Annotated in this window: 24 protein-coding genes; 5 read left to right on the top strand and 19 right to left on the bottom strand. The window is 63.3% G+C overall.

Features of this window, described 5'->3' with window-relative positions; translation table 11 throughout:
- Positions 1-59 precede the first annotated feature (59 nt).
- Positions 60-677: a GntR family transcriptional regulator gene (locus SS05631_RS05860; protein WP_037423077.1), complete on the top strand. Its 618-nt coding sequence runs from the start codon at positions 60-62 to the stop codon at positions 675-677.
- Positions 678-765: 88 nt separating this feature from the next.
- Here SS05631_RS05860 and SS05631_RS05855 read toward each other — a convergent pair whose 3' ends face one another.
- The 5 genes from SS05631_RS05855 to cysG all read right to left on the bottom strand — a co-directional run bounded on the left by SS05631_RS05855 (position 766) and on the right by cysG (position 5720).
- Positions 766-1578 (bottom strand): ferredoxin--NADP reductase, encoded by an 813-nt coding sequence (locus SS05631_RS05855; RefSeq protein WP_037423080.1) that lies wholly within the window; start codon positions 1576-1578, stop codon positions 766-768.
- A gap of 144 nt (positions 1579-1722) precedes the next feature.
- Complete coding sequence (locus SS05631_RS05850; protein WP_037423258.1) at positions 1723-2220, bottom strand: DUF934 domain-containing protein; 498 nt, start codon at positions 2218-2220, stop codon at positions 1723-1725.
- A 26-nt stretch (positions 2221-2246) separates the two neighbouring features.
- Positions 2247-3920, bottom strand: coding sequence for a nitrite/sulfite reductase (locus tag SS05631_RS05845; protein ID WP_037423083.1), 1674 nt, complete (start codon positions 3918-3920; stop codon positions 2247-2249).
- A gap of 14 nt (positions 3921-3934) precedes the next feature.
- Entirely contained in the window at positions 3935-4252 is a 318-nt protein-coding gene (locus tag SS05631_RS05840; RefSeq protein WP_037423085.1) for a DUF2849 domain-containing protein, read from the bottom strand.
- 10 nt (positions 4253-4262) lie between these two features.
- Positions 4263-5720, bottom strand: a complete 1458-nt coding sequence (gene cysG, locus SS05631_RS05835; RefSeq protein ID WP_037423087.1) for a siroheme synthase CysG — start codon at positions 5718-5720, stop codon at positions 4263-4265.
- 230 nt (positions 5721-5950) lie between these two features.
- On the opposite strand from cysG, the gene SS05631_RS05830 reads away from it, so the two are divergent.
- A complete protein-coding gene (locus SS05631_RS05830; protein WP_037423089.1) occupies positions 5951-6538 on the top strand; it encodes a nucleoside deaminase in 588 nt (195 codons plus the stop codon).
- Between the two features lie 5 nt (positions 6539-6543).
- Positions 6544-7377, top strand: coding sequence for a nucleoside triphosphate pyrophosphohydrolase (gene mazG / locus SS05631_RS05825; RefSeq protein ID WP_037423091.1), 834 nt, complete (start codon positions 6544-6546; stop codon positions 7375-7377).
- Positions 7378-7392: 15 nt separating this feature from the next.
- On the opposite strand, the gene hflX is transcribed toward mazG, so the two are convergent.
- From hflX to dusB, 8 genes are all read right to left on the bottom strand, one after another.
- The gene (gene hflX, locus SS05631_RS05820) at positions 7393-8721 is read right to left on the bottom strand and encodes a GTPase HflX (RefSeq protein ID WP_037423093.1); all 1329 of its coding nucleotides are present in this window, start codon (positions 8719-8721) and stop codon (positions 7393-7395) included.
- An 81-nt stretch (positions 8722-8802) separates the two neighbouring features.
- Positions 8803-9045, bottom strand: a complete 243-nt coding sequence (hfq, locus tag SS05631_RS05815) for an RNA chaperone Hfq (protein ID WP_037423095.1) — start codon at positions 9043-9045, stop codon at positions 8803-8805.
- A gap of 107 nt (positions 9046-9152) precedes the next feature.
- Positions 9153-10016, bottom strand: coding sequence for a D-amino-acid transaminase (locus SS05631_RS05810; RefSeq protein ID WP_037423097.1), 864 nt, complete (start codon positions 10014-10016; stop codon positions 9153-9155).
- Between the two features lie 14 nt (positions 10017-10030).
- Positions 10031-11395, bottom strand: coding sequence for a two-component system response regulator NtrX (gene ntrX / locus SS05631_RS05805; RefSeq protein ID WP_037383220.1), 1365 nt, complete (start codon positions 11393-11395; stop codon positions 10031-10033).
- A complete protein-coding gene (locus tag SS05631_RS05800; RefSeq protein WP_037423099.1) occupies positions 11385-13658 on the bottom strand; it encodes a PAS domain-containing sensor histidine kinase in 2274 nt (757 codons plus the stop codon). Before SS05631_RS05800 ends, ntrX begins: the two co-directional genes overlap by 11 nt.
- Before the next feature lie 204 nt (positions 13659-13862).
- Entirely contained in the window at positions 13863-15317 is a 1455-nt protein-coding gene (gene ntrC, locus SS05631_RS05795) for a nitrogen regulation protein NR(I) (RefSeq protein WP_012707855.1), read from the bottom strand.
- Positions 15314-16468 carry a nitrogen regulation protein NR(II) gene (locus tag SS05631_RS05790; RefSeq protein ID WP_037423104.1) on the bottom strand — a complete coding sequence of 385 codons (1155 nt, stop codon included), beginning with the start codon at positions 16466-16468 and terminating at the stop codon, positions 15314-15316. The genes ntrC and SS05631_RS05790 overlap by 4 nt, the downstream gene beginning before the upstream one ends.
- Entirely contained in the window at positions 16465-17493 is a 1029-nt protein-coding gene (gene dusB, locus SS05631_RS05785; protein ID WP_037423107.1) for a tRNA dihydrouridine synthase DusB, read from the bottom strand. The genes SS05631_RS05790 and dusB overlap by 4 nt, the downstream gene beginning before the upstream one ends.
- A gap of 231 nt (positions 17494-17724) precedes the next feature.
- Between dusB and SS05631_RS05780 the strand changes: the two genes are divergently transcribed.
- Positions 17725-18936 (top strand): bifunctional 2-C-methyl-D-erythritol 4-phosphate cytidylyltransferase/2-C-methyl-D-erythritol 2,4-cyclodiphosphate synthase, encoded by a 1212-nt coding sequence (locus tag SS05631_RS05780; protein ID WP_037423110.1) that lies wholly within the window; start codon positions 17725-17727, stop codon positions 18934-18936.
- Positions 18936-19433, top strand: coding sequence for a CinA family protein (locus tag SS05631_RS05775; RefSeq protein WP_037423113.1), 498 nt, complete (start codon positions 18936-18938; stop codon positions 19431-19433). The genes SS05631_RS05780 and SS05631_RS05775 overlap by 1 nt, the downstream gene beginning before the upstream one ends.
- On the opposite strand, the gene SS05631_RS05770 is transcribed toward SS05631_RS05775, so the two are convergent.
- The 6 genes from SS05631_RS05770 to SS05631_RS05745 all read right to left on the bottom strand — a co-directional run bounded on the left by SS05631_RS05770 (position 19421) and on the right by SS05631_RS05745 (position 23992).
- Positions 19421-19870, bottom strand: a complete 450-nt coding sequence (locus SS05631_RS05770) for a type II toxin-antitoxin system RatA family toxin (RefSeq protein ID WP_037423117.1) — start codon at positions 19868-19870, stop codon at positions 19421-19423. The genes SS05631_RS05775 and SS05631_RS05770 overlap by 13 nt on opposite strands.
- 9 nt (positions 19871-19879) lie before the next feature.
- Positions 19880-20443 (bottom strand): ATPase AAA, encoded by a 564-nt coding sequence (locus SS05631_RS05765; protein ID WP_037423120.1) that lies wholly within the window; start codon positions 20441-20443, stop codon positions 19880-19882.
- 74 nt (positions 20444-20517) lie between these two features.
- Entirely contained in the window at positions 20518-21486 is a 969-nt protein-coding gene (gene lipA / locus SS05631_RS05760) for a lipoyl synthase (protein ID WP_037423123.1), read from the bottom strand.
- A 133-nt stretch (positions 21487-21619) separates the two neighbouring features.
- A complete protein-coding gene (locus SS05631_RS05755; RefSeq protein ID WP_037423126.1) occupies positions 21620-21871 on the bottom strand; it encodes a GlsB/YeaQ/YmgE family stress response membrane protein in 252 nt (83 codons plus the stop codon).
- A 75-nt stretch (positions 21872-21946) separates the two neighbouring features.
- Positions 21947-23392 (bottom strand): dihydrolipoyl dehydrogenase, encoded by a 1446-nt coding sequence (gene lpdA / locus SS05631_RS05750; RefSeq protein ID WP_037423130.1) that lies wholly within the window; start codon positions 23390-23392, stop codon positions 21947-21949.
- Positions 23393-23410: 18 nt separating this feature from the next.
- Complete coding sequence (locus tag SS05631_RS05745) at positions 23411-23992, bottom strand: GNAT family N-acetyltransferase (RefSeq protein WP_037423132.1); 582 nt, start codon at positions 23990-23992, stop codon at positions 23411-23413.
- Positions 23993-23994: the final 2 nt, after the last annotated feature.

Genomic DNA, 23994 nt, shown 5'->3' with positions numbered 1-23994 from the left:
ACTTGCCATGACTTCGGAACTGTGTCAATCTCTGATATATCACAAGCGCAAGGACATTCATGCCGTCGCAGTCGCAGGCCCATCTCGCCTATCTGGCGCTCGAGCGCCTCATCGTCACCTTGAAGCTGAAGCCGGGAACGCTCGTCACCGAACGGCAGTTGCTCGAACTCGCCAATCACGGCCGCACACCGGTCCGGGAGGCGATCCAGAAACTCGCTTGGCAGGGCCTGATCGAGGTCCGCCCGAGGGTCGGTCTTGAGATCAGCCGCATCCGACCGGACGATCGGATTCATGTGATGCAGACGCGTCAACAGCTCGAACCGGTGGCGGCCGCGCTTGTTGCCGAACATGCAAGCTCCGATGCCCGCCGAGAGATGAGCGACTGCAGGCGGCAGATGCTGGACTGCGCCGCTCACGGCGATCTCGAGGGCTTTCTGGTGGCAGACAAGATGTTCGACGAGGTGATGGAAGAGGCCTGCCCGAACCGCTTCCTGACGGCGGCCCTGTCGCCGCTCCAGACCCATGCGCGCCGCATCTGGTTCGCATCGGCATCGCCGGAAAAGATGAAAGGCTCGGTGGAGCGCCACGTGAAGGTCATGCACGCGATCGAAGCGGCGGATGCTGCCGGTGCTTCCGCGTCCATGTCGCAGCTGATGGATTATTTGGCTGAGGGTTAGGCAGCATCAACTTTGCCGAGCCGTCAAAGAAAAGGAGGTGCACCGCTGGATGCACCTCCTTTTCAGATCAGATCGATTGCTCGGCGTGTCAGCCGACGAAGGCGCGCTCGATGACGAATTCGGCCGGCTTGTTGTTGGCGCCTTCCGTCAGACCGGCCGCTTCGAGGATTTCCTTGGTATCCTTCAGCATGGCGGTCGAGCCGCAGATCATGCCGCGGTCGATCGCCGGGTCGAGCGGCGGCAGGCCGAGATCGGCGAAGAACTTGCCGTTCGTCATCAGGTCGGTGATCCGGCCCCTGAAGGGATAATCCTCGCGCGTCACGGTCGCATAGTGGCGCAGCTTGTCACCGACGATCTCGTTCAAGAACTCGTGGTTGCGGATTTCCTCGACGAGATCGAAGCCGTATTTCAGCTCGGCCACGTCGCGGCAGGTATGGGTGAGGATGACTTCCTCGAATTTCTCGTAGGTTTCCGGGTCGCGGATCAGGCTCGCGAAGGGCGCAATGCCCGTACCGGTCGAGAACATGTAGAGCCTCCGGCCGGGCACGAGCGCGTCGAGCACCAGCGTGCCCGTAGGCTTCTTGCGCATCAGCACCTGGTCACCCGGCTTGATCGTCTGCAGATGCGAGGTCAGCGGACCCTCCGGCACCTTGATCGAGAAGAACTCCAGTTCCTCGTCCCAGGCGGGGCTCGCGATCGAATAGGCACGATAGACGGGCTTGTCGCCGACCATCAGGCCGATCATCGCGAACTCGCCGGAGCGGAAGCGAAACTCCTGCGGACGCGTCATGCGGAAGCGGAAGAGCCGGTCCGTGTAATGCTCGACGCTGGTCACCGTCTCGGCGAATACACCCGCCGGTACCTGTACAGCGAAATCTTCCTTTTTTGCCGGCGCATTCATTGTTGCTTCAGTCCTGTAATGGTGAGGCTTTTTATCAACTACGAGCGGATATTCCAAGCCTTGGCAAATTGAAAGGAATTCCCTTCCAAATATAGGCTCTTTCTGGGATTTCGGCTTGCTTCACACTGTCGCGGGCCGCGTTTTTTAAGAGACGCGACGCCAGCTGTAGGATTTGGCGTCTGCCGACGGTTTTGCCGTCGGCTGGTAGTGATTGGCGATACCCGGCAGGCGCCCTTCCGAGAGCCTCTTGATCGCCGTTGCATTGGTGACCGCGAAACTGTCGATGCCACAACGCAGCATTAGCGGGATCTGGTCGATCAGCACGTCGCCGACGGCGCGGACTTCGCCTTCGAAGCCCAGCCGGCTGCGCAGCAGCGAAGCGTGGCTGAAAGCGCGGCCGTCATTGAAGGCCGGGAAGGCCAGCGCCACCAGGGCGATCTGGCTGAGGTGGGGCGCCAGACGCGTCACGTCGTCCGCAGGAGCGACCAGGACACCCAGGCCCGACGCGCCGGCCGCCGCCTGTTCCAGGAAGGCGTCGAGGCCGAGGACTGCCTTCTCGTTCGAGCCGGCCTTCGTCTCTTCGGTTTCGACGACCCAGGGATCATCGTTCAAGAAGCCGCTCTCATTCCAGATTTTCGTCATCTTCTCAAATCCTTGTGCGGCTTCGTTCACGCGGCTTCCTGGGCGCCGCCGCCGTAAAGGGCATCCTTGAAAGGCTGCGGCCCGACGCGGCGATAGGCTTCAAGGAAGGTTTCCGACTTGTCGCGGCGGAGGCCGAGATAGGTGTCGACGATCGTCTCCACCGCATCCGTCACCTTCTCCGGCTCGAAGCCGCGGCCGATGATCTCGCCGATCGAGGTGTTCTCGTCGCCGGAGCCGCCAAGCGTGATCTGATAGAGTTCCGCGCCCTTCTTCTCTACGCCGAGCAGGCCGATATGGCCGACATGATGGTGGCCGCAGGCATTGATGCAGCCGGAAATCTTGATCTTCAGCTCGCCGATTTCGGCCTGCCGCTCGGTCGAACCGAAGCGGCTGGAAATCTCCTGCGCGACCGGGATCGAGCGCGCATTGGCGAGCGCGCAGTAGTCGAGGCCGGGACAGGCAATGATATCGGTGATCAGCCCCGCATTGGCGGTGGCGAGACCGGCGGCGACCAGCGCCCGATAGACCGGCTCCAGATCGGCGAGCGCCACATGCGGTAGGATCAGGTTCTGCTCATGGCTGACACGGATTTCATCGAAGGCGTATTCCTCGGCGATGTCGGCCACCACTTCCATCTGGCTGTCGGTCGCATCGCCCGGAATGCCACCGATCGGCTTCAGCGAAATCGTCACCATGCCGTAGTCCGGATGCTTGTGCGGCTGGACGTTCTGATGGACCCACTGAGCGAAAGCCCCATCGGCCTTCTTCCAGCGAGCGAGGTTTTCCCAGCCTTCGGCCCGGTTCGGCAGTGCAGGCGGCGCAAAATAGGAGGCGATCGCCTGGATGTCGGCGTCGGGCAGCTTCAGTTCGGTGTCCTTGAGGCTGGCGAACTCGACCTCGACCTGACGCGCCAGTTCCTCCGCGCCGGTCTCGTGCACGAGGATCTTGATGCGCGCCTTGTACTTGTTGTCGCGGCGGCCATAGAGGTTGTAAACGCGCATGATCGCCGTCGTATAGGAAAGCAGATCCTCTTCCGGCAGGAAGTCGCGGATCTTCTTGGCGATCATCGGGGTGCGGCCCTGGCCGCCGCCGACATAGACGGCAAAGCCGAGCTTGCCGTTCTCATCCTTCTTCAGGTGCAGGCCGATGTCATGAACCTGGATCGCGGCGCGATCGCGCTCGGCGCCGGTAACGGCGATCTTGAACTTGCGCGGCAGGAACGAGAATTCCGGATGGACGCTCGACCATTGGCGAAGAATCTCCGCATAGGGGCGCGGGTCGGCAACTTCGTCGGCCGCGGCACCGGCGAAATGATCCGCCGTGACGTTGCGAATGCAGTTGCCGGAAGTCTGCAGCGCGTGCATTTCGACGCTCGCCAAGTCCTTGAGGATGTCCGGCGTGTCGGAAAGGCGCGGCCAGTTGTACTGGATGTTCTGGCGCGTGGTGAAATGCCCGTAGCCGCGGTCGTATTTGCGCGCGATATGGGCGAGCATGCGCATCTGACGGCTCGACAGCGTCCCATAGGGGATGGCGACGCGAAGCATATAGGCGTGAAGCTGCAGATAGACGCCGTTCATCAGGCGCAGCGGCTTGAAGGCATCCTCGGCCAATTCACCGGACAGCCGCCGCTGGACCTGATCGCGGAACTGCTCGACGCGTGCGGAAACGAAGGCGTGGTCGAATTCGTCGTAACGGTACATGAAAGCTCAGGTCCTCAGGCAGCAAAATTCTTGGGGCCGGAAAGCCCGTGATAACCGGCGGCATAGGAAATTGACGGGCCCTCGGCCCGGATCCGCTCGCGCATGCGCAGCGGCCGGAGTATGCCGTCGACCTCTTCCACGTCAACGACATTGACGTCGACGACCTTGTTGTCGGCGAAGGCGGTCTTGCCGGTCGCCTCGAGGGCGGCGACAGCCTCGGCGTGGCGGGCGACAAAAGCATCCTGCAGCGACTCCCCCCAGTTGCCGGAGGCGTCGAGCCAGACGGAGATCCCGTCCGCCAAGCGATTTGCCGTCAAAACCTTGCTCACCATCACGTCGTCCTCAATTCAAAATGTGTTCGGCGCGATGCGCGCCAGAAGCGCTCGGCCCGGCGCCCTTGCGCCGGCCGGCAGCGAGCGGCTCCGACCGGTCGAAATTCGCGCCGGCGACCGCGTCGCCGATGATCACCATGACCGGGCCGTCGAGTTCCGTGCGGTTCTCGAGATCCGGCAGCTCCCGGAGGATGCCGTGCAGCAGGCGCCGCTCGGGGCGGCTAGCATTCTCGATGACGGCGACGGTCGTTTCCGCCGGCAGCCCCGCCTGCATCAGCCGGCCCGCCACCGAAGCGGCGACCGAGCGGCCCATATAGACCGCAATCGTCGCGCCGGAAACGGCAAGCCGCGCCCAGTCGGGAAGCACGTCACCAGCTAGATCATGGCCGGTGGTGAAGACCAGCGACGATGCAACGCCGCGAAGCGTCAGCGGCAGCTCGAAATCCGCTGCGGCGGCAAAGGCCGACGTGATGCCGGGGACGATCTCATAGCTGACGCCAGCCTCGCGCATTGCGGCCATCTCTTCGCCGGCCCGGCCGAAGATTAGCGGATCGCCGGATTTCAGCCGCACGACGCGCTTGCCCTCCTGGGCGAGCTTCACGAGCAGATGATTGATCTCGTCCTGCGACTTGGTGTGGCAGCCCTTGCGCTTGCCGACCGAAAGCCGCTCGGCATCGCGGCGGCCCATGTCGACGATCGCCTGCGGCACCAGGGCATCATAGACGATGGCGTCCGCTTCCATCATCACCCGCTGCGCCCTCAGCGTCAGCAGATCCTCGGCACCCGGACCGGCGCCAACCAGCCAGACATGGCCGGAAACACGCTCGGCCGCGTCGAGCAGCCGGGAGGCCTCGCGGCGGGCGGAAGCGAGATCGCCGAGCGCGACATGATCCGCCACCGGACCTGAGAAGAATCGCCGCCAGAAGACGCGCCGCGCCACGCCGCGCGGGATGAGGCGATCGACCGCCTCGCGGTAGCTCGCGGCTAGCGTCGCCACGATCCCAAGCGAGGGCGACAGCAACTGGTCGATCTGGGCGCGAATCATCTGCGCCAGAACGGGCCCCGCCCCTTCCGTGCCGATGGCGATGGCGACGGGGGCACGGTTGACCAGCGCCGGCGTCAGGAAATCGCAATAGTCGGGCTGGTCGACGGCATTGGCCGGGACCTTGCGCTCGCGTGCCGCGGTCACGATCACCCGGTCGGCAGCCGCATCGCCGGTCGCCGCAAAGACCAGTGCGGCGCCTTCGACCTGATGATCGGCAAAGGCTTCGCGAACCGTCTCGATCCCCTTGTCCTCCAGGAAAGCCGCAAAAGCCGGCTCCGGATGATCCGCATAGGCGAGGATACGCGCCTCGGTGTTCAAAAGCAGCCGAACCTTGGCGAAGGCCTCGTCCCCATTGCCGAATACCGCCACGCTCTTCTGAGCGACGCGGAAAAATGCCGGGAAAACGGATAATTGCTGCGACATATCGAGGGGACGGCTCCTTCTACAGGCTGCGGCGAATATCCCTCATAGCCGCAGACAATTGAAGAAACAGAAATTTCTATGGCTTTCCGGCCACGTATTGTTTTGCTCGGTAGCCAATCTTTTTGAGCAAATATCTCCGGAGGATGATTGCGAACCACAGCGGCGCCGCCATTGCGCCGACCGCCGAACCTCCGTTAAATGCAAGCAGACATTTTCCGGGGAGTGCCAGGATGAAGACATCCGAACTGGCCGAGCGGCTGCTGGCGGTCATCGAAAACGACATACTCCCGCTGACGGAGAAGGGGGTGGCGGCCGGCAACAAGGTGTTCGGTGCGGCGATCCTGCGCAAGGCCGATTTCTCGCTCGTGCTGGCCGAGACCAACAACGAGACCGAAAATCCGCTGTGGCATGGCGAGGTCCATACGCTGAAGCGCTTCTACGAGATGGCGGAGAAGCCCGACACGCGCGAGCTCATCTTCCTGTCAACGCACGAGCCCTGCTCCATGTGCCTCTCCGCAATCACCTGGGCCGGCTTCGACAATTTCTACTACTTCTTCAGCCACGAGGATTCGCGCGACAGCTTCTCGATTCCGCACGACCTGAAGATCCTCAAGGAAGTCTTCCGGCTTGAACCGGGCGGCTACGCCCGGGAAAATGCCTTCTGGAAGTCGGCCTCGATCGCGGCCCTCATGCGGGATGTCGATCCAGAGACGACAAAGAGGCTCGCGGCACAGGATGCTCGGATCCGCGAGCGCTACAATCGCCTGTCGGCCGCCTATCAGGCGGACAAAGACAACAACGCCATACCGCTGAACTGAGTCCAATGGAACCTTCTCGCGATATTCAACGCCTCATCGACATCATGGCAGCACTTCGCGACCCGAAGACCGGCTGCCCGTGGGACATCGTCCAGACCTTCGAGACGATCAAGCCCTACACGATCGAGGAAGCCTACGAGGTCGCCGACGCGATCGAGCGCCGCGACATGGACGATCTTTGCGACGAGCTCGGAGACCTGCTGCTGCAGGTGGTCTATCACGCGCAAATGGCGGAAGAGGTCGGCGACTTCTCCTTCGGCGACGTGGTGGAAGCCGTCACCCGCAAGATGATCCGCCGCCATCCGCATGTCTTTGCACGGTCGGATGCCGATACGCCAGAGGCGGTCAAGCTGCAATGGGACGAGATCAAACAGGCCGAGAAGGCGGATCGGCGCGCGCGCCGGATGCGGCGCGGCCTGCCGCCGGAAGAGAAGTCCGGCCATCTCGGTTCAGTGCAGCGCAGCTTTCCGGCACTCGTTGAGGCGCTCAAGCTTCAGGAGCGCGCAGCCAAGGTGGGTTTCGACTGGTCGGAGCCGGCACCGATTCTCGACAAGGCCGAGGAGGAAATCGGCGAGCTGCGCCAGGCGCTGAAGGATGGCGACCGACGAAAGATTGCGGACGAACTCGGCGACCTGATCTTCGCACTGGTCAACATCGGCCGCCATATTGGTACCGATCCGGAAATGGCGCTGCGCGGCACGAACACGAAATTCCGGCGCCGGTTCAGCCATATCGAGCAGGAACTGCATGCCGGCGGCGAGACGCTGGATGCCGCATCGCTGGAGCGGATGGAAGAACTCTGGCAGGCGGCAAAGGCGATTGAGAGGCAATTGACGTAGCGGCGTGCCGTCACGTCAAGCTTCCCAATCTTCCGCAACTGGCTTGGGCCCGTTTCCCAGCCGTCTTTCAAGCTCGGCCGCCTCGGACTCTGTCAAGCGCAGGTCAAGGCTGATCCTTCCGTCTTCGAGATCGTCGCGGCCATCGACGATCGCGTGCTCATAGATCCAGGGCAAGAGCTGCAACTGGTCCAATCCCAAGGCGACAGTGCACTCGGTCAGCACGCCTGAAAGACGACGGCCGATTTCAGCGAGCAGATCGTCGACACCTTCGCCGGTGATCGCCGAAACGGCGACGGTGTTGTCGGTGCCCGCCGCTTTGTTCACCAGTGCCTCGCGCACCTCCGGCTCGAGCCTGTCGATCTTGTTCCAGACCTCGACGATGCGCTCGGAGCCTTCCTTCTCGTCGATGCCGAGATCGGCCAGGATACGCAGCACATCGCCTGCCTGCGCTTGATTGTCCGGGTCCGAGAGATCGCGGACATGCAGAATGAGGTCTGCCTCGAGTACTTCTTCCAACGTCGCGCGGAAGGCGGCGACGAGGTGCGTCGGCAGGTCCGAGATGAAACCGACGGTATCGGACAGAATGACCATTCGGCCATGCGGCAGCTTCAGCCGCCGCAGCGTCGGATCTAGCGTCGCAAAGAGCATGTCTTCGGCCAGCACGCCCGCGCCGGTCATCCGGTTGAAGAGCGTCGACTTGCCTGCATTGGTGTAGCCGACCAGCGCCACGATCGGGTGCGGTACCTTCTTGCGCTTCGAACGATGCAACTGACGCGTCCGGCGCACCTGCTCCAGCTCGCGCTCCAGCCGCACGATCCTTTCCTGCAGCAGCCGACGGTCGGCTTCGATCTGCGTTTCGCCCGGACCGCCCATGAAGCCCGCGCCCCCGCGCTGGCGCTCAAGGTGGGTCCAGCTTCGAACCAGCCTGCCCTTCTGGTAGTTCAGATGGGCGAGATCGACCTGAAGCGTGCCCTCCTTGGTGGAGGCGCGCCGGCCAAAAATTTCGAGAATGAGCCCGGTCCGGTCGATGACCTTGGCGTTCCATTCCTTCTCGAGATTGCGCTGCTGTACCGGCGTCAGCGGGTGATCGACGATAACGAGGCCCGCATCCTTCTCGTTGAGGATATGGCCGATCTCCTCGATCTTGCCGCTGCCGAGCAGGGTGCCGGGCTTCGGTTGCGCCACGGGAACGATCGTGCCGTGCACGACATCGAGATCGATGGCGAGCGCAAGCCCCGTGGCCTCTTCAAGCCGGCTCTCGTCCGAGCGCGTGCTGACCGCTGCCACATCAGCGGCCGGCTTGCCCGTCTTCTTCAAGACCGGCACGACGACGACGGCGCGCATGTCGTCGCGGCGCTTCTCAAGCTCCGGTATGATCGACGACGGCGATTTCGAATTGCGTTTGGTAATGGTCCTCAGGTCCCGTCAGGATGCCACTTCCTCATTCTCGAACATCTGCAGAGGCTGGCCCGGCATGATGGTCGAGATGGCGTGCTTGTAGACGAGTTGAGAATGGCCGTCACGGCGCAACAGGACGCAGAAATTGTCAAAAGATGTCACAACACCCGTCAGTTTCACGCCATTGATTAGGAAAATAGTCAAGGAAATTTTTTGCTTGCGAACCGTATTAAGAAAAAGATCCTGCAAGTTTTGAGAACGTTCCGCCATCGCGCCGCTTCTTTCTTATTTGCCGGCTTTGGCGCCGGTGCATTTTGTCAAATTTGCGATCAGACGTGTCACAGAAGCCTTCCCCCGACACCTCTTGAAGTTTGGTATCAAATCGCCGTCTTTTCCGCAACGTCGAAAAAGGCTTCACGAATATTCTGTGCTATGCTTCCCGGATGGCCGTTGCCGATCGGCTTTCCATCGATCGATACGACCGGAAAGCAGATGCTCGTGGCAGCGGTGACGAACACTTCCCGTGCGGCAAGCATTTCCTCGACAGAGAAGGCCTTCTCCTCGATCTTCAGGCCGAGCGGCTTTGCCACGTCCATCAGTGTCGTACGCGTGATGCCGCGCAGGATGCCGTGCTCGGCCGGGCGCGTGCGCAGCGTCCCCTCGCCGTCGACGATCCAGACATTCGTCGCCGCCCCTTCCTTGACCGTGCCGTCCGCGTCGACGAAAATCGCCTCTTGCGCGCCGACTTCCTTCGCCCTTTGGCGAGCGAGGACGTTCGGAAGCAGGCCGACCGTCTTGATGTCCACCCGGTCCCAGCGGTTTTCCGGCACCGTAATCGCGGCAATGCCTTCGGCATTCTTCCTGGCGATCGCGGCGGCATCGGTGCGCTTAGCCGTGACGACGACAGAGGGTGGCGTGCCCTTGGCCGGGAACACATGATCGCGCCGGGCGACGCCCCGCGTCACCTGAAGATAGAAGAGCCCGTTGAGGACGCGGTTGCGCCGCAGCACCTCGCGAATGACCTGGATCAGCGCAGCCCGGCTCATCGGCCAGTCCATCCTGAGTTCACTCAGCGACCGGTCGAGGCGGTCGAGGTGACGGCTGAGATCGACAATGAAGCCGTGCCGCACCTCGCAGACCTCGTAGACGCCATCGGCAAACTGGAAGCCGCGGTCCTCCACATGGATCGCGGCTTCGGAATGCGGGACATAGGCGCCGTTCACATAGGCGGTTCTTGGCATGGAGCTTCGCGGCCTCAGACGCCCAGCGACTTCAGCTTGCGATGCAGCGCCGAGCGCTCCATGCCGACGAATTCCGCCGTGCGGGAGATGTTTCCGCCGAAGCGGTTGATCTGGGCGATCAGATAATCCCGTTCGAACATTTCGCGCGCCTCGCGCAGCGGCAGGGTCATGATGTGCTGGTCGCCCTTGGCGGAAATCTTCGGCAGCGTGTCGCCCACCTCGTTCGGCAGCATGTCGGCACTGATCGGCGTATCCGGGCCGTCGCTCCGGGCGAGGATCATCAGGCGTTCGATGTTGTTGCGCAACTGGCGGATATTGCCCGGCCAGTCATGCGCCTGGAGCACGGCAAGCGCATCCTCGCCGATCTTGCGCGGCCGGATGCCGGCATGTTCGCTCACCTGGCGCATGAACATGTCGACAAGGAAAGGAATATCCTCGCGCCGCTCGGCGAGCGCCGGAACGCGGACGGGAATAACGGCAAGCCGGTGATAAAGGTCCTCCCGGAAGAGGCCCTCGGCGATCATGTTCTCAAGATTGTAGGCGGTCGAGGAAATGATACGCACGTCCACCTTGACGCGTTTCGAGCCGCCGACGCGCTCGAACTGCTGATCGACGAGCACGCGCAGGATCTTGTTCTGCGTCTCGCGCGGCATTTCGCCGACCTCGTCGAGATAGAGGATGCCGCCATGGGCCTCCTCGAGCGCGCCGGTGCGACGCGGCTGACCCGCGGTGCCCTCGGTGCCGAAAAGCGCGATTTCCATGCGGTCCGGCGTGATCGCGGCCGCATTCAAGGCGACGAAAGGACCGGTGGAACGCGTCGACTTGCGATGGATCATGCGCGCCACCAGTTCCTTGCCGGAACCGGAGGGTCCTTGGATCATGATGCGGCTGTTGGTCGGGGCGACCTTCTCGATCGTCTGGCGCAGCTGCGACACCGCGACCGAAGTGCCGATGAGCTCCACCGGATCGCCCGACCGCTTCTTGAGTTCCGACACTTCGCGCTTGAGCTTGGAATTCTCGAGCGCCCGCTCGGCAATCAGGATCAGCCGATCGGCCTTGAACGGCTTCTCGATGAAGTCGTAAGCGCCGCGCTTGATCGCGGAAACAGCCGTTTCGATGTTGCCGTGGCCGGAAATCATCACCACCGGCAGGTCCGGATGACGGCTCTTGATCTCGTCCAGCAGCGCCAGCCCGTCCAGCCGGCTGCCTTGCATCCAGATGTCCAGGAAGATGAGCCGCGGCACGCGGTCGTTGATCGCCGCAAGCGCGCTGTCGCTGTCGAAGGCCGTCCGCGTCTCGTGGCCTTCGTCCGACAGGATGCCCGAGACGATCTCGCGGATATCTTCCTCATCATCCACAACCAGAATATCAGCCGCCATTGGTATTACCCTTATCCTTCACAGTCTCATCGCCCCCGGTTTCCCCGGCGGGCGGCAGGATCACGCGGATCATCGCCCCGACACCGCCGTCGAAATCCGCCGGTGCATCGTGCAATTCCAATTGTCCGCCGTGGTCCTCGATGATTTTCTTGACGATAGCGAGACCCAGCCCCGTGCCTTTCTCTCGCATCGTCATGTATGGCTCCAAAATCCGGTGCCGGTTTTCGGTGGGGAGCCCCTTGCCGTTGTCGACAACGTCGACGACGAAGCGCCCGGTCGCGTCGTCGCGACGGGAGCGAACCAAGATCGTCGGCGCACCGCGCGCCGCCTCGGCCGGGACCGCCTCGATCGCCTCAACCGCATTCTTGACGACATTGCCAAAGGCCTGGCCGAGCATGCGCCCGTCGAACTGGCCCTCGAGCGCCTCGTCGCCGAAGTCGCGGATGAAGGTGATGTGGTTGTTGCCCATTTCGCGCAGGAAGACGGCGTCCTTGAGGATCGAGCGCAGGTCCGACTTTTCCTTCGTCGGTTTCGGCATGCGCGCGAAGGCTGAGAACTCGTCGACCATCCGGCCGATGTCTTCCACCTGGCGCACGATCGTATCGGTGCACTGGTCGAATACGGCCTTGTCCTGCTGGTCGATCTGCCTGCCGTAGCGCCGTTTGAGGCGTTCGGCGGAAAGCTGGATGGGCGTCAGCGGATTCTTGATCTCATGGGCGATACGCCGTGCCACGTCCGCCCAGGCGGTCGAGCGCTGGGCAATGACCAGATCGGTGATGTCGTCGATCGTGATGACGTAGGAGCCTTGCGAGCCCTCGCCCTCTTCCCGGGTTACCTGAACGTTCAGCGTGCGCTCGGTTCCGCCGCGCATGATGTTGATCTGTTTACGGTAGTCGTTGCGATAGCGGCTTTCCGCCTCGACCAGCACCTCCTCGATCTCCGGCGCCACCTCGCGAAGGCTGGCGCCGAGCAGTCCCGGAGCCGATTTCCGCAGGAATTCCTCCGACGAGGGATTGGCGATCGTGATGCGCCGGTCCCGGCCGACGCCGATCACGGCCGCGGTGACGCCGGAAAGCACGGCCTCGATGAAGCGGCGGCGCTGATCGACCTCGTCCTTGGCGACCAGGATCTGGTCCTGCTGCGTCCGGATCTCGCTGACCATCTTGTTGAAGGTGCGCGACAGATTGCCGACGTCGCCGTCGACGGCACGCACCGGCACAACCACGTCGAGATTGCCGGAGGCGACGCTGTCGGCCGCGCCGATCAGTTGCCGAATCGGCCGGACGATGCGGTCGGCAACGGCTATTGCCGTCCAGATCGCCGCCAGAAGCACGATCAGCGCGAAGCCGATGTAAAGGACGCCGAAGGCAATCTGCAACGAGGTGCGTCCCGCCTCAAGCGCCTTGTACTCGGCGGTGTTCTCCTCCATCAGCCGCATGGAGCGCATGACTTCGGGATCGACGTTGCGAAGCGTATAGAGGTAGATGCCGGGGAAATTCTCCAGCGGAACGACCGCTCCGACGAGATTGGTGACGCCGGGCGGGATAAGCGTCGGCTGGCCCGCGACGGTGCTCTTCAACGCGTCCTGCGGGATGGCAGGCAAGGGCCGTTCGGTCGAGATATTGGCCTGGAGGATGGCGCTGCCGTCGGCGCGAACGAGGAAGGCGCCGAGCATGCCGCGCCCCCTCGCCTGACGCGTCATCAGTTCGGTGAAGCCGGTGCGGTCGAGGGCGTAAAGCTGCCGGTTGCGCTCGAGGTCGTTGGCCATCGAGACCGTCTGGCCTTGAAGGTAGCTGGCATTCTCCAGGACATAGGCCTGGGCGACGTTCAGCGAGGAGCGCACGATCGCCTGGGTGCGCAGCGAGAACCAGCGGTCGAGGCCGACATCGAGGGTGATGCTGGCGAAAATCGCGACGAGGATGGCCGGCGTGATCGCGACGATCGAAAACAGAGCAACGATGCGCACATGCAGCCGCGCCGCCGCCCTCCCCTTGCTGCGGGCGCGAAGCAGCCTGATGATCTCGCGGGCGATCAGATAGATCAGGCCGACGACGAAGACGCCGTTGACGCCGGCGCAGGCAATGACGATGTTCCGTTCCGGCCTGACGGGGGTGAGGCCGAGAAGGACGAGCAGGGACAGGGTGGCGCAGACCAGAGCCCCGGTGGCCAGCATCAGGCCCGGGAACGCGAAGGAGGCCCGCCGATCCTGGGCAGCCGCAACACCCTCCTCCGTGCCCAATGGCAAGGCCATGCCATCCACCATAAAAAACTTCCCCCAAAACCGGCGCCCCGAAGACACCGGCACCCGCCTGCAATCCGGACCAGGATATTGAATGCCCTAGCCCGGACGGACGACGGCACATGCCGCGTCACGCGAGCCGCCATTGCCCGAGTCAGATCGAATCGGCCGCCCCGTGAGCCTTCAAGCAACGCATTGTGGCGAAAATGCAACGGTGTTGCAAAGCAGTCAAGCGGTGCGTGAGCTCCGATAGACGGAGACGCCCAGTTCGCGGATCTTCTTGCGCAGCGTGTTTCGGTTGAGCCCGAGGAGATCGGCTGCCTTGATCTGGTTGCCGCGTGTCGCCGTCAGGGCCGCGAGGATCAAGGGATACTCCATTTCCGCAAGCACCCGGTCGTAAAGGCCCGTCGGCGGCAACGCCTCGCCGAAGCTTGCGAAATACTGCCGCATGTTCTCCTCGACCGCCTGCGAGATCGACATCGAGCCGGGACGCGCGGCGGCCTTGTCGATCGGGCTGTCCGGCACCTCCGATCGCAGCTCGTTTTCGATGATCTCGCGGGTGATCACATCCTGTGGATAAAGTGCGGTGAGGCGCCGCACGAGGTTCTCGAGCTCGCGAACGTTGCCGGGCCAGGGATGCGCCTTCATCAGTTCCAGCGCTTCCTGGTCGAAGCGCTTGACGTCGAGCCCCTCCTTTTCGGCCTGCTGGACGAAATGCCGAACGAGATCGGGAATATCCTCGGCACGATCGCGAAGCGGCGGCAGACGCAGCGGCACGACGTTCAGGCGATAGTAGAGGTCCTCGCGGAAAAGACCCTGGTTGATCGACTGCTTCAGGTCCTTGTTCGTCGCCGCGACGATGCGCACGTCGGAGCGGATCGGCGTGCGCCCGCCGACGGTCGTGTATTCGCCCTGCTGCAGCACGCGCAGCAGCCGCGTCTGCGCATCCATCGGCATGTCGCCGATTTCGTCGAGGAAAAGCGTACCGCCCTCGGCCTGTTCGAAGCGGCCGGTGGAGCGCGTCTGGGCGCCGGTGAACGCCCCTTTTTCATGACCGAACAGTTCCGATTCGATGAGGTCGCGGGGGATCGCGGCCATATTGATGGCGACGAAGGGCCCGTTCCTGCGCTTGCCGTAATCGTGCAGGGCGCGCGCGACCAGCTCCTTTCCGGTTCCCGATTCGCCAGTAATCATCAGCGTCAGATCGGTCTGCATCAGCCGGGCAAGGACGCGGTAGATTTCCTGCATGGCGGCGGAGCGGCCGACGAGCGGCATGCCGTCCTGCGAATCGTCGTCCAGCTTGGAGGGGCGGCGTTTCGGCTCGGCCAGCGCCCGGCCGATGATGCCGATCAGCTCGGTCAGGTCGAAGGGTTTCGGCAGATAATCATAGGCGCCCTTCTCCGACGCCTTGATGGCGGTCATGAACGTGTTCTGCGCACTCATCACCAGAACCGGCAGGTCGGGTCGCGCCTTCTTGATCCGCGGCAGGAGATCGAAGGCATTCTCGTCCGGCATCACCACGTCGGTAACCACCAGGTCGCCGTCGCCGGCGGCGATCCAGCGCCAGAGCGTCGCGGCGTTGGAGGTGATGCGCACGTCGTATCCGGCACGGCTGAGCGCCTGGTTGAGCACGGTGCGAATGGCTGCGTCGTCATCCGCGACGAGGATCGTGGCGCCGGTCATGCAATGCTTCCTTTTGTCATCGGAGTTACGTCATCCGCCGCCCGTCCCTTGGAGGCCGGCATCAGGACGCGAAAGGTCGTGCGGCTGTGCTGGCTGTCGCATTCGACGATGCCGCCATGGCCGCCGATGATCTTGGCCACCAGCGCCAGCCCGAGACCGGAGCCGTTCGTCTTCGTCGTGATGAACGGATCGAAGAGATGCGGCAGCAGGTCCGAGGGCACGCCCGGTCCGTTGTCGTGGACACAGAACTCCAGCGGCAGCGAGATCTTTTCCCGCGTTCCCGCCACCGAGAGCCGGATGCCGGGCCGATAGGCCGTCGTGAGCATGATTTCGCCTTCCGGCCGGTCGCCGATCGCCTCCGCGGCGTTCTTGACCAGGTTGAGGAACACCTGGACGAGCTGGTCGCGGTTGGCATAGACGGGCGGGAGCGATGGGTCGTAGTTTTCGGAGATCTTGATGGCGCGGGCAAAGCCCGCCTTGGCGATCGCCTTCACGTGGTCGAGCACCGAGTGGATGTTGAGCGGCACGCGATCGACCGGGCGCTCGTCAGAAAACACCTCCATGCGGTCGACAAGCGAGACGATGCGGTCGGTCTCGTCGCAGATCAGCCGCGTCAGCGCCCGGTCTTCGTCGTTCACAGAGGTTTCAAGGAGCTGCGCCGCGCCCCTGATGCCGGACAGCGGGTTCTTGATCTCATGGGCGAGCATCGAAGCAAGCCCCGTGACGGAGCGCGCGGCTGCCCGATGGGTCAGCTGCCGATCGATCTTGTCGGCCATCGAGCGCTCCTGGAAGACGATGACCACGGATCCCGGCTGCGACAGCACCGGCGCCACGTAAAGATCGACGAGCTTGTCGGCGCCAAGCCGCGGCGAGCTCAGGTCCACCCGGTACTCGTTGACCGGAGCGCGCCTTTCGCGCACCTGGTCGATCAGCGTCAGAAGCGGGCTGCCGAAGGGAATGAAGGCGCTGATATCGTGGCGGGCGAGATGGTTGGCGCTCGCCCCGAAGAAGGACTCCGCCTCCCAATTGGCGAAGGCGACATGGCCGTTTTCGTCGACGAGAATGACCGGGTTCTGTATGGCGTTCAGCACCGCCATCGAGAGGTCGTTCGCGGCCTCTGCCGGTTCCGGGACCATTGCCTTTTCGGTCATGCCGCAATCTCTCCCCTCGCCGGCTCCAAGCCGGAGCAAGCAATCGCGGCCGCGACCCGATCGCTCACAAGTTTCACATCCTTCGCCGTCAGGATTTCGGCCTTTTGCGCTGCCGGAAGCTCCGGCGCGAAACGCTCGAGATACCAGCCGACATGCTTGCGAGCATGACGAAGACCGATCTCCGCCCCGTAGAAGTCGAGCATCATCGCGTAGTGCTCGACAAACGTTTCCGCTATTCGCGTGGCATGCGGTTCATCTGCGGCACCGGCCAGCACGCCCGCATGCCACGGCCGGCCTTGGCAGGAGCGGCCGACCATGACGGCGTCGGCACCGGAGCGGCGTAGGATTTCCGTGGCATCGGCGATCGTATCGACATCGCCATTGGCGATCAGCGGCACGGAAATCACCTCGCGAACCGCCCGGATCGCGTCCCAATCCGCCCTGCCGGTATAGAATTGCATGCGGGTGCGGCCATGAATGGTGATCGCCTGGACGCCCGCCGCCTCGGCCCCGCGGGCAATCAGCGGCGCGTTGATCGAATTCTCGTCCCAGCCGAGCCGCATCTTCAGCGTTACCGGGACGCGGACGGCCTTCACCGTCGCCTCGATCAGCGACAGGGCATAGTCGGGGTCGCGCATCAGTGCCGAACCGGAATAGCCGCCGGTGACCTTCTTGGCCGGGCAGCCCATATTGATGTCGACGATGTCGGCACCGTTGGCCTCGACAATCTTGGCGGCCTCCGCCATCCAGTGGGCCTCGCGCCCGGCAAGCTGGACAATGTGGGGATCAATCCCGGAATTCTTCAGTCGCGCCCAGGATTCGGCCGCGTTGCAAACCAGCTCGCGGCTTGCCACCATTTCCGTCACGACGAAACCGGCGCCGAAGCGCCAGGCGAGCATGCGAAAGGGCAAATCCGTCACACCTGACATCGGAGCGAGCGCCACCCGATTGCGGATTTCAATTTTCCCGATCCGGAGTGACGATGACAGGGCCGCCAGTGGCAAATGCATATCTTTCGGGCACATGAATATCTTGCACTATTTTTAGACACTGTTGTTCGACTTGCCAAGCGATTTCCACGCACCCGACAAAATTCCTCGAAAAGCGTCAACGCACTTCAATTCCGCATTTTCGGGATGCCGATCACCTGAAATCGCTGCACGCTTTCGGACGATACGGATAGACGGCTGGCATTCACAGGACCTTCGCGGTACATGACGGCTTAGATTGGCGAATTGCGGGACCCCATACAGAAGATGCAGCCGGAAGAACAGTTCTCCTGTGGTGTTGTCATCGTCTCGGCCGGCCGCGGCGAGCGCGCCGGTCAATCGGCGGAGGGACCGAAGCAGTATCGCAGGATCGGCGACCGCCCCGTTATCGCCCATACACTTGACGTTTTCGCGACATGGCCGAGCACCGGGCCGGTGGTCGTCGTTATCCACCCCGACGATGAGGCGCTTCTCGCCGCGGCGCTCGGGCGCATAGGCGACTCGCTGGCCGTGTCGGTGGTTCACGGCGGCGCGACGCGTCAGCTCTCGGTTCTCGCCGGCCTCGAGGCGCTCGCCAAGGCCGGAGTCAAGCACGCAATGATCCAGGACGCCGTGCGCCCATTCATCGACCATGCCCTGCTCGACCGCTGCCGGGCGGCGCTCGAAGGCGGCGCCGAGGCGGTCGTTCCGGCAGTTGCCGTCGCCGATACGCTGAAACGGGCGACCGGCGGCCGCGTCGAGGAGACGGTGCCGCGGACCGGCCTCTACGCGGCGCAGACGCCGCAATGTTTCCGTCTCGAGGCGATCCTCGCCGCCCATAGCGCCGCAAGCGCCAGCGGCCGCAGCGATTTTACCGACGACGCATCTATTGCGGAATGGGCCGGCATCCCGGTGGTCCTCGTCGAAGGCGCGCCGGACAATGTCAAGCTCACGCTTCAAAGGGATATATCGATGGCCGATGAACGGCTGAACCGGCCTGCAATTCCCGACGTCCGCACCGGCAACGGCTACGACGTGCACCAGCTCGTCGAGGGCGACGGCGTCACGCTTTGCGGCGTGTTCATTCCGCATGACCGCAAGCTCTCCGGTCATTCCGACGCGGATGTCGCCTTGCACGCCTTGACCGACGCGCTGCTCGCCACCTGCGGCGCCGGCGACATCGGCGACCACTTCCCGCCTTCGGATCCGCAGTGGAAGGGTGCCCCCTCGCGTATCTTCCTGGAGCACGCCGCCCGGATCGTGCGCGAGCACGGCGGAGTGATCACAAACGCGGACGTTTCGCTGATCGCGGAAGCCCCGAAGGTCGGCCCCCACCGCCAGCAGATGCGCGAAAACCTTGCCGCCATGCTCGGCATCGCGCTCGACCGCTGCTCGGTGAAGGCGACGACCAACGAGAAGCTCGGCTTCGTCGGACGCCGGGAGGGTATCGCCGCAATCGCCACCGTAACGGTCGTCTACGTGTCGGAGAACAAAGCCTGATGTGGCCGGCCGACATCGAACAGGCGGCGCGCGCCATTATTGCCGATTTCACCGCGCGCGTGCTGAAGATCGCCACCGCCGAATCCTGCACAGGCGGATTAATCGCCGCGGCGCTGACCGAGATTGCCGGCTCGTCCGCCGTCGTCGACCGCGGCTTCGTCACCTATTCCAACGAGGCGAAAATCGACATGCTCGGCGTCGACGCTGCGACGCTCGCGGCCAACGGGGCGGTCTCTCACGAAACGGCTGCGGAAATGGTCCGCGGCGCCATCGCCCACTCCCGCGCCGATCTCGCGGTGGCGGTGACGGGCATTGCAGGCCCAAGCGGCGGCTCGGCGGAGAAGCCTGTCGGGCTCGTTCACCTCGCGGCTGCAACGCGGTCGGGCAATATCCTCCACCGAGAGATGCGCTACGGCGCGATCGGCCGCAATGCGGTGCGGCTCGCAACGGTGAAGACGGCGCTCGATCTTCTCAGGGAGATCGCTCAGGTGCCGTAGACCGCGTCGGCGCGTTTCTCGAAGGCTTCCGAGAACATGCGGAAGGCGCGATCGAACATCGAGCCCATCAGGGCGCCGAGGATGCGGCTCTTGAACTCGTAGTCGATATAGAAGTGGACGATCGACTCTCTCTCGTTCACCGGTTCGAAGCGCCAGACATTGTCGAGATACTTGAACGGCCCCTCGATGTAGTTGACGTCGATCAGCCGCTCGGCCGGCTTCAGCAGAACCTGCGTCGTAAAGGTCTCGCGGATGGCCTTGTAGCCAACCGTCATGTCGGCCAGCAGCAACGCCTTGCCGTCGCGCTCCTTACGCGATCGCACGCTCAGCGCCTCGCAGAGCGGCAGGAATTCCGGATAGCGCTCGACATCGGCGACGAGGTTGAACATCTGTTCCGCCGAGTGCTTTACGACATGGTTGGTTTCGAAATGCGGCATAGTTTGGAGTTAAGGCCGAGCCGAGAGAAGATCAAGGAGTTGGCGCATTTGTGCCCGGCTTCTTATCTGGAGAACGGGCACTGCGTGCTCATGGAGCCCGGCTTCGACGATGGGGGCGAATTTGCGTTCGAAGGTCCAGATGTAGCGAACGAATTCCAAACTCAATCGCTCGGGGCAGCCGTCGGCCATTTCCGGCCGCGCCTGGCCTCGCCATTTCAACCAGCGGCGCACCGCCCCCCACAGACAAAGCAGGCGCGGCATACGCACCCAAAGAACGACCTCCGTGCGCGGCATCCTTAGATCGAAGCTCGAAGGGTTTGTTCCGTCCATAATCCATCGCGGCTGATCGACCTTGGCGGCGATCATTGCCCGCTGTTCCGCGCGTGGGCGCGAGTTCCAGCCGGGCAGCCAGAAGAATTCGCGGTCCATGGAGATGAAGGGTAGATCGAAGCGGGTGGAAAGCCACCGCGCGAGAGTGGTTTTGCCGCCACCGGAGCAGCCGATCACGAGAATCCGCCTCGCCTGCGCTAGATGGGCGGCTGCCTCGGCAATATCCGTCAGATCCTGTACCATGCCGTCTCCACACAAGGAAAGCCGCGACGTCGGAACGCCGCGGCTATTGACCCTGTATCGGCGGCCGGCGAGGACTACTCTGCCACGGCCAGCTTCTTCTCCCGCGCCGCCTTCAGCCGTGCGAAATCGTCGCCGGCATGGTGCGAGGAGCGGGTCAGCGGGCTCGACGCGACCATCAGGAAGCCCTTGGTGTAGGCGACCGTCTCGTAGGACTTGAATTCCTCGGGGGTGACGAATTTCTCGACCTTGTGATGCTTGCGGGTCGGCTGCAGATACTGGCCGATCGTCAGGAAATCGACGTCAGCGGTGCGCAGGTCGTCCATCAGTTGCAGCACCTCGTTCCGCTCCTCGCCGAGGCCGACCATGATGCCGGACTTGGTGAACATCGTCGGATCGAGTTCCTTCACCCGCTGCAGGAGACGGATCGAATGGAAGTAGCGCGCCCCCGGACGCACCGTCAGATAGTTGGAAGGGACGGTCTCGAGGTTGTGGTTGAAGACGTCCGGCTTGGCGGCGACGACCCGCTCCAGCGCGCCGGGCTTCCTCAGGAAGTCGGGCGTCAGGATTTCGATCGTCGTCGTGGGCGAGGCCTCGCGGATGGCGAAGATCACCTTCTCGAAATGCTCGGCGCCGCCGTCCTCGAGGTCGTCACGATCGACCGAGGTGATGACGACGTGACTGAGGCCCATCTGCTTGACGGCCTTGGCGACGTTGGCCGGCTCTTCGAGATCGAGGGCGTTCGGCTTGCCGGTCGCCACGTTGCAGAAGGCGCAGGCACGCGTGCAGATCTCGCCCATGATCATGAAGGTGGCGTGCTTCTTGTCCCAACATTCGCCGATGTTGGGGCAGCCGGCCTCCTCGCAGACGGTGACGAGCTTGTTGCTCTTCACGATCGAGCGGGTCTCCTGGTAACCCTTCGAGGTCGGCGCCTTCACGCGGATCCAGTCCGGCTTGCGCAGCACTTCCGTGTCGGGCCGGTGCGCCTTTTCCGGATGGCGAATGCGCTGAGCCCGATCCGAGACCGCGTCGAAAACCGTTACCATGTTTCTTCCTTCGTCCTATCGAGCATGCGGCCAGAAGCCGTCGGCGATTTCGATCTATATAAACAGCCGGACATGAAAAGTCAGGCCACCATTTGCATGGCAGCCCGACCGCGATTGAATGGCGAATGGACTTCTATCCTCGAACGGCGCGGCCCGCGGCGATCAGCAGGCAGGCGCCGATGAAGCCGACGACCAGATAGGCGATCCAGCCGGTATAGGCCATGCCGAATGCCGCCAGGATGAAGTTCAAGACGACCGCGCCGATGATGCCGAGGATGATGTTCATGAACAGGCCCAGCTGGCTGTTCATGAATTTCTCCGCCAGCCAGCCGGCCAGCCCACCGATGATGATCGCTGCCAAAATGCCCACGCCATTGACGCTCATGACGACCTCCGCGCACTGAAGATGCTACGCAATCAATGCGTGAGCATACCGCAAGTTCCGAACGGTCGCACGTCATCAGGCGTTCAGGACTTTTCCGTAGGCGTCGAGCACGCTTTCCTTCATCATTTCGGAGAGCGTCGGATGCGGGAAGATCGTGTGCATCAGCTCTTCCTCGGTCGTCTCCAGATTCATGGCAACGACGAAGCCCTGGATGAGCTCGGTGACTTCCGCGCCCACCATGTGCGCGCCGAGGAGCTCGCCGGTCTTCTTGTCGAAGATCGTCTTGATCAGGCCCTGGTCTTCGCCAAGCGCTATCGCCTTGCCGTTGGCGCCGAAGCTGTAGCGGCCGACGCGAATGTCGCGGCCGAGCTCCTTCGCCCTCGCCTCGGTGAGGCCGACGGAAGCGACCTGCGGGTCGCAATAGGTGCAGCCCGGGACCTTGCCCTTGTCGAGCGCATGGACGCCCGGGACGCCGGCGATCTTCTCGACGCAGATGACGCCCTCATGCTCGGCCTTGTGCGCCAGCATCGGCGGACCGGCAACATCGCCGATCGCATAAATGCCGGGGACATTCGTCTTGCCATAACCGTCGGTGACGATGCAGCCGCGGCTGGTCTCGATGCGCAGCGCCTCGAGGCCGAGGTTCTCGATGTTGCCCTGAACGCCGACGGCCGAGATCAGACGGTCCGCCTTGATCGGCGTGACCTTGCCGTCCTTCGTCTCGACATGGGCCGTGACATCGTTGGCGCCCTTTTCGACCTTCGTCACCTTGGCGTCGGTGAAGATCTTCATGCCGCGCTTTTCGAGCTGCTTGCGGGCAAAGGCGGAAATCTCGGCATCCTCGACCGGCATGACCTGCGGCAGGAGTTCGACGACCGTGACGTCGACGCCCATGGAAAGGTAGAAGCTGGCAAATTCGATGCCAATCGCGCCGGAGCCCATGACCACCATGGTTTTCGGCAGCTCCTCGGGCTTCATCGCCTCGAAATAGGTCCAGATCAGCTTGCCGTCCGGCTCGATGCCGGGCAGCGCCCGCGGCCGGGCGCCGGTCGCGATGATGATGTGCTTCGCCGTATAGGTGCCCTCGCCCTTGACACCCTTCGGCACCGGGTTCTGCGGCTGGACGGCCGGCTTCGACGGCGCGCCGACGACGATCTCGCCGGGCTTCGTCAGCTTCGCCTCGCCCCAGATCACGTCGATCTTGTTCTTCTTCATGAGGAAGGCGACGCCGCCGTTCAGCCGCGCCGAGACGCCGCGCGATCGGGCCACGACATCCTTGACGTTGGCGGTGATCTTGCCTTCGAGCGTCAGGCCGTAGTTCTTGGCGTGGTTGGCATGGTCGAGGATCTCGGCGGAGCGCAGCAGCGCCTTGGTGGGGATGCAGCCCCAGTTGAGGCAGATGCCGCCCAGGTGCTCGCGTTCGACGATCGCCGTCTTCAAGCCCAGCTGCGCCGAGCGGATGGCGGTGACATAGCCGCCCGGGCCCGAACCGATAACGATGACGTCGTAATTCTCAGCCATGTGTTTCCTACCTTTGTTTCAAGCGACCTTGCGGGTGAAGAGCACCCAATCATGTTTCCTGCTGTCTTCGAAAAGCGGTACGGCTTCGGCGCGCGCCACCTCTTCGAAGCCGTTCATGCTGTAGAGCGACTGCGCCTTGTCGTTGTGGCTCTCGGTGATCAGGCTTACCGGCGCCTTGCCGGCGCGGACAAATTCGTTTTCGAGCAGCGCCCGGCCAATCCCCTTGCCGCGATGCGGCCTGTAGACGCCGAGGCTATCGACGAACCAGTGACCGACCACCTGCTTCTGCAGCGCAAGCAAGGGCGCGAGCACCGGATGCTTCGGCTCGATCTCACGGATCGATGCGTCGATTGCGTAAGAGATCGAGACGCCGACGATCTCTTCTTCGACGAGGGCGACCACCGCGTGGCGCCACGTCCCTAAACCCTCGTCCTGGCGCAGCCGGTTGCGGCCGTGCTCAAAAGCTGTTTCCGCCGATTTGGCCAAAACGCCGCCGTACCACAGCCACGAAGCAAAGCCATGCGAGGCGATATCGACGAGGATCGCCAGTTCCGCCGCCTCGCTTCGCATAGCGGGCCTGAGGGTTGCGCCAGCCGCCATCG

Origin of the sequence: Sinorhizobium sp. CCBAU 05631 (genome assembly GCF_002288505.1) — a bacterium.
Lineage (GTDB): Bacteria > Pseudomonadota > Alphaproteobacteria > Rhizobiales > Rhizobiaceae > Sinorhizobium > Sinorhizobium fredii_C.
This window is presented reverse-complemented; position numbering and strand designations above follow the sequence as displayed.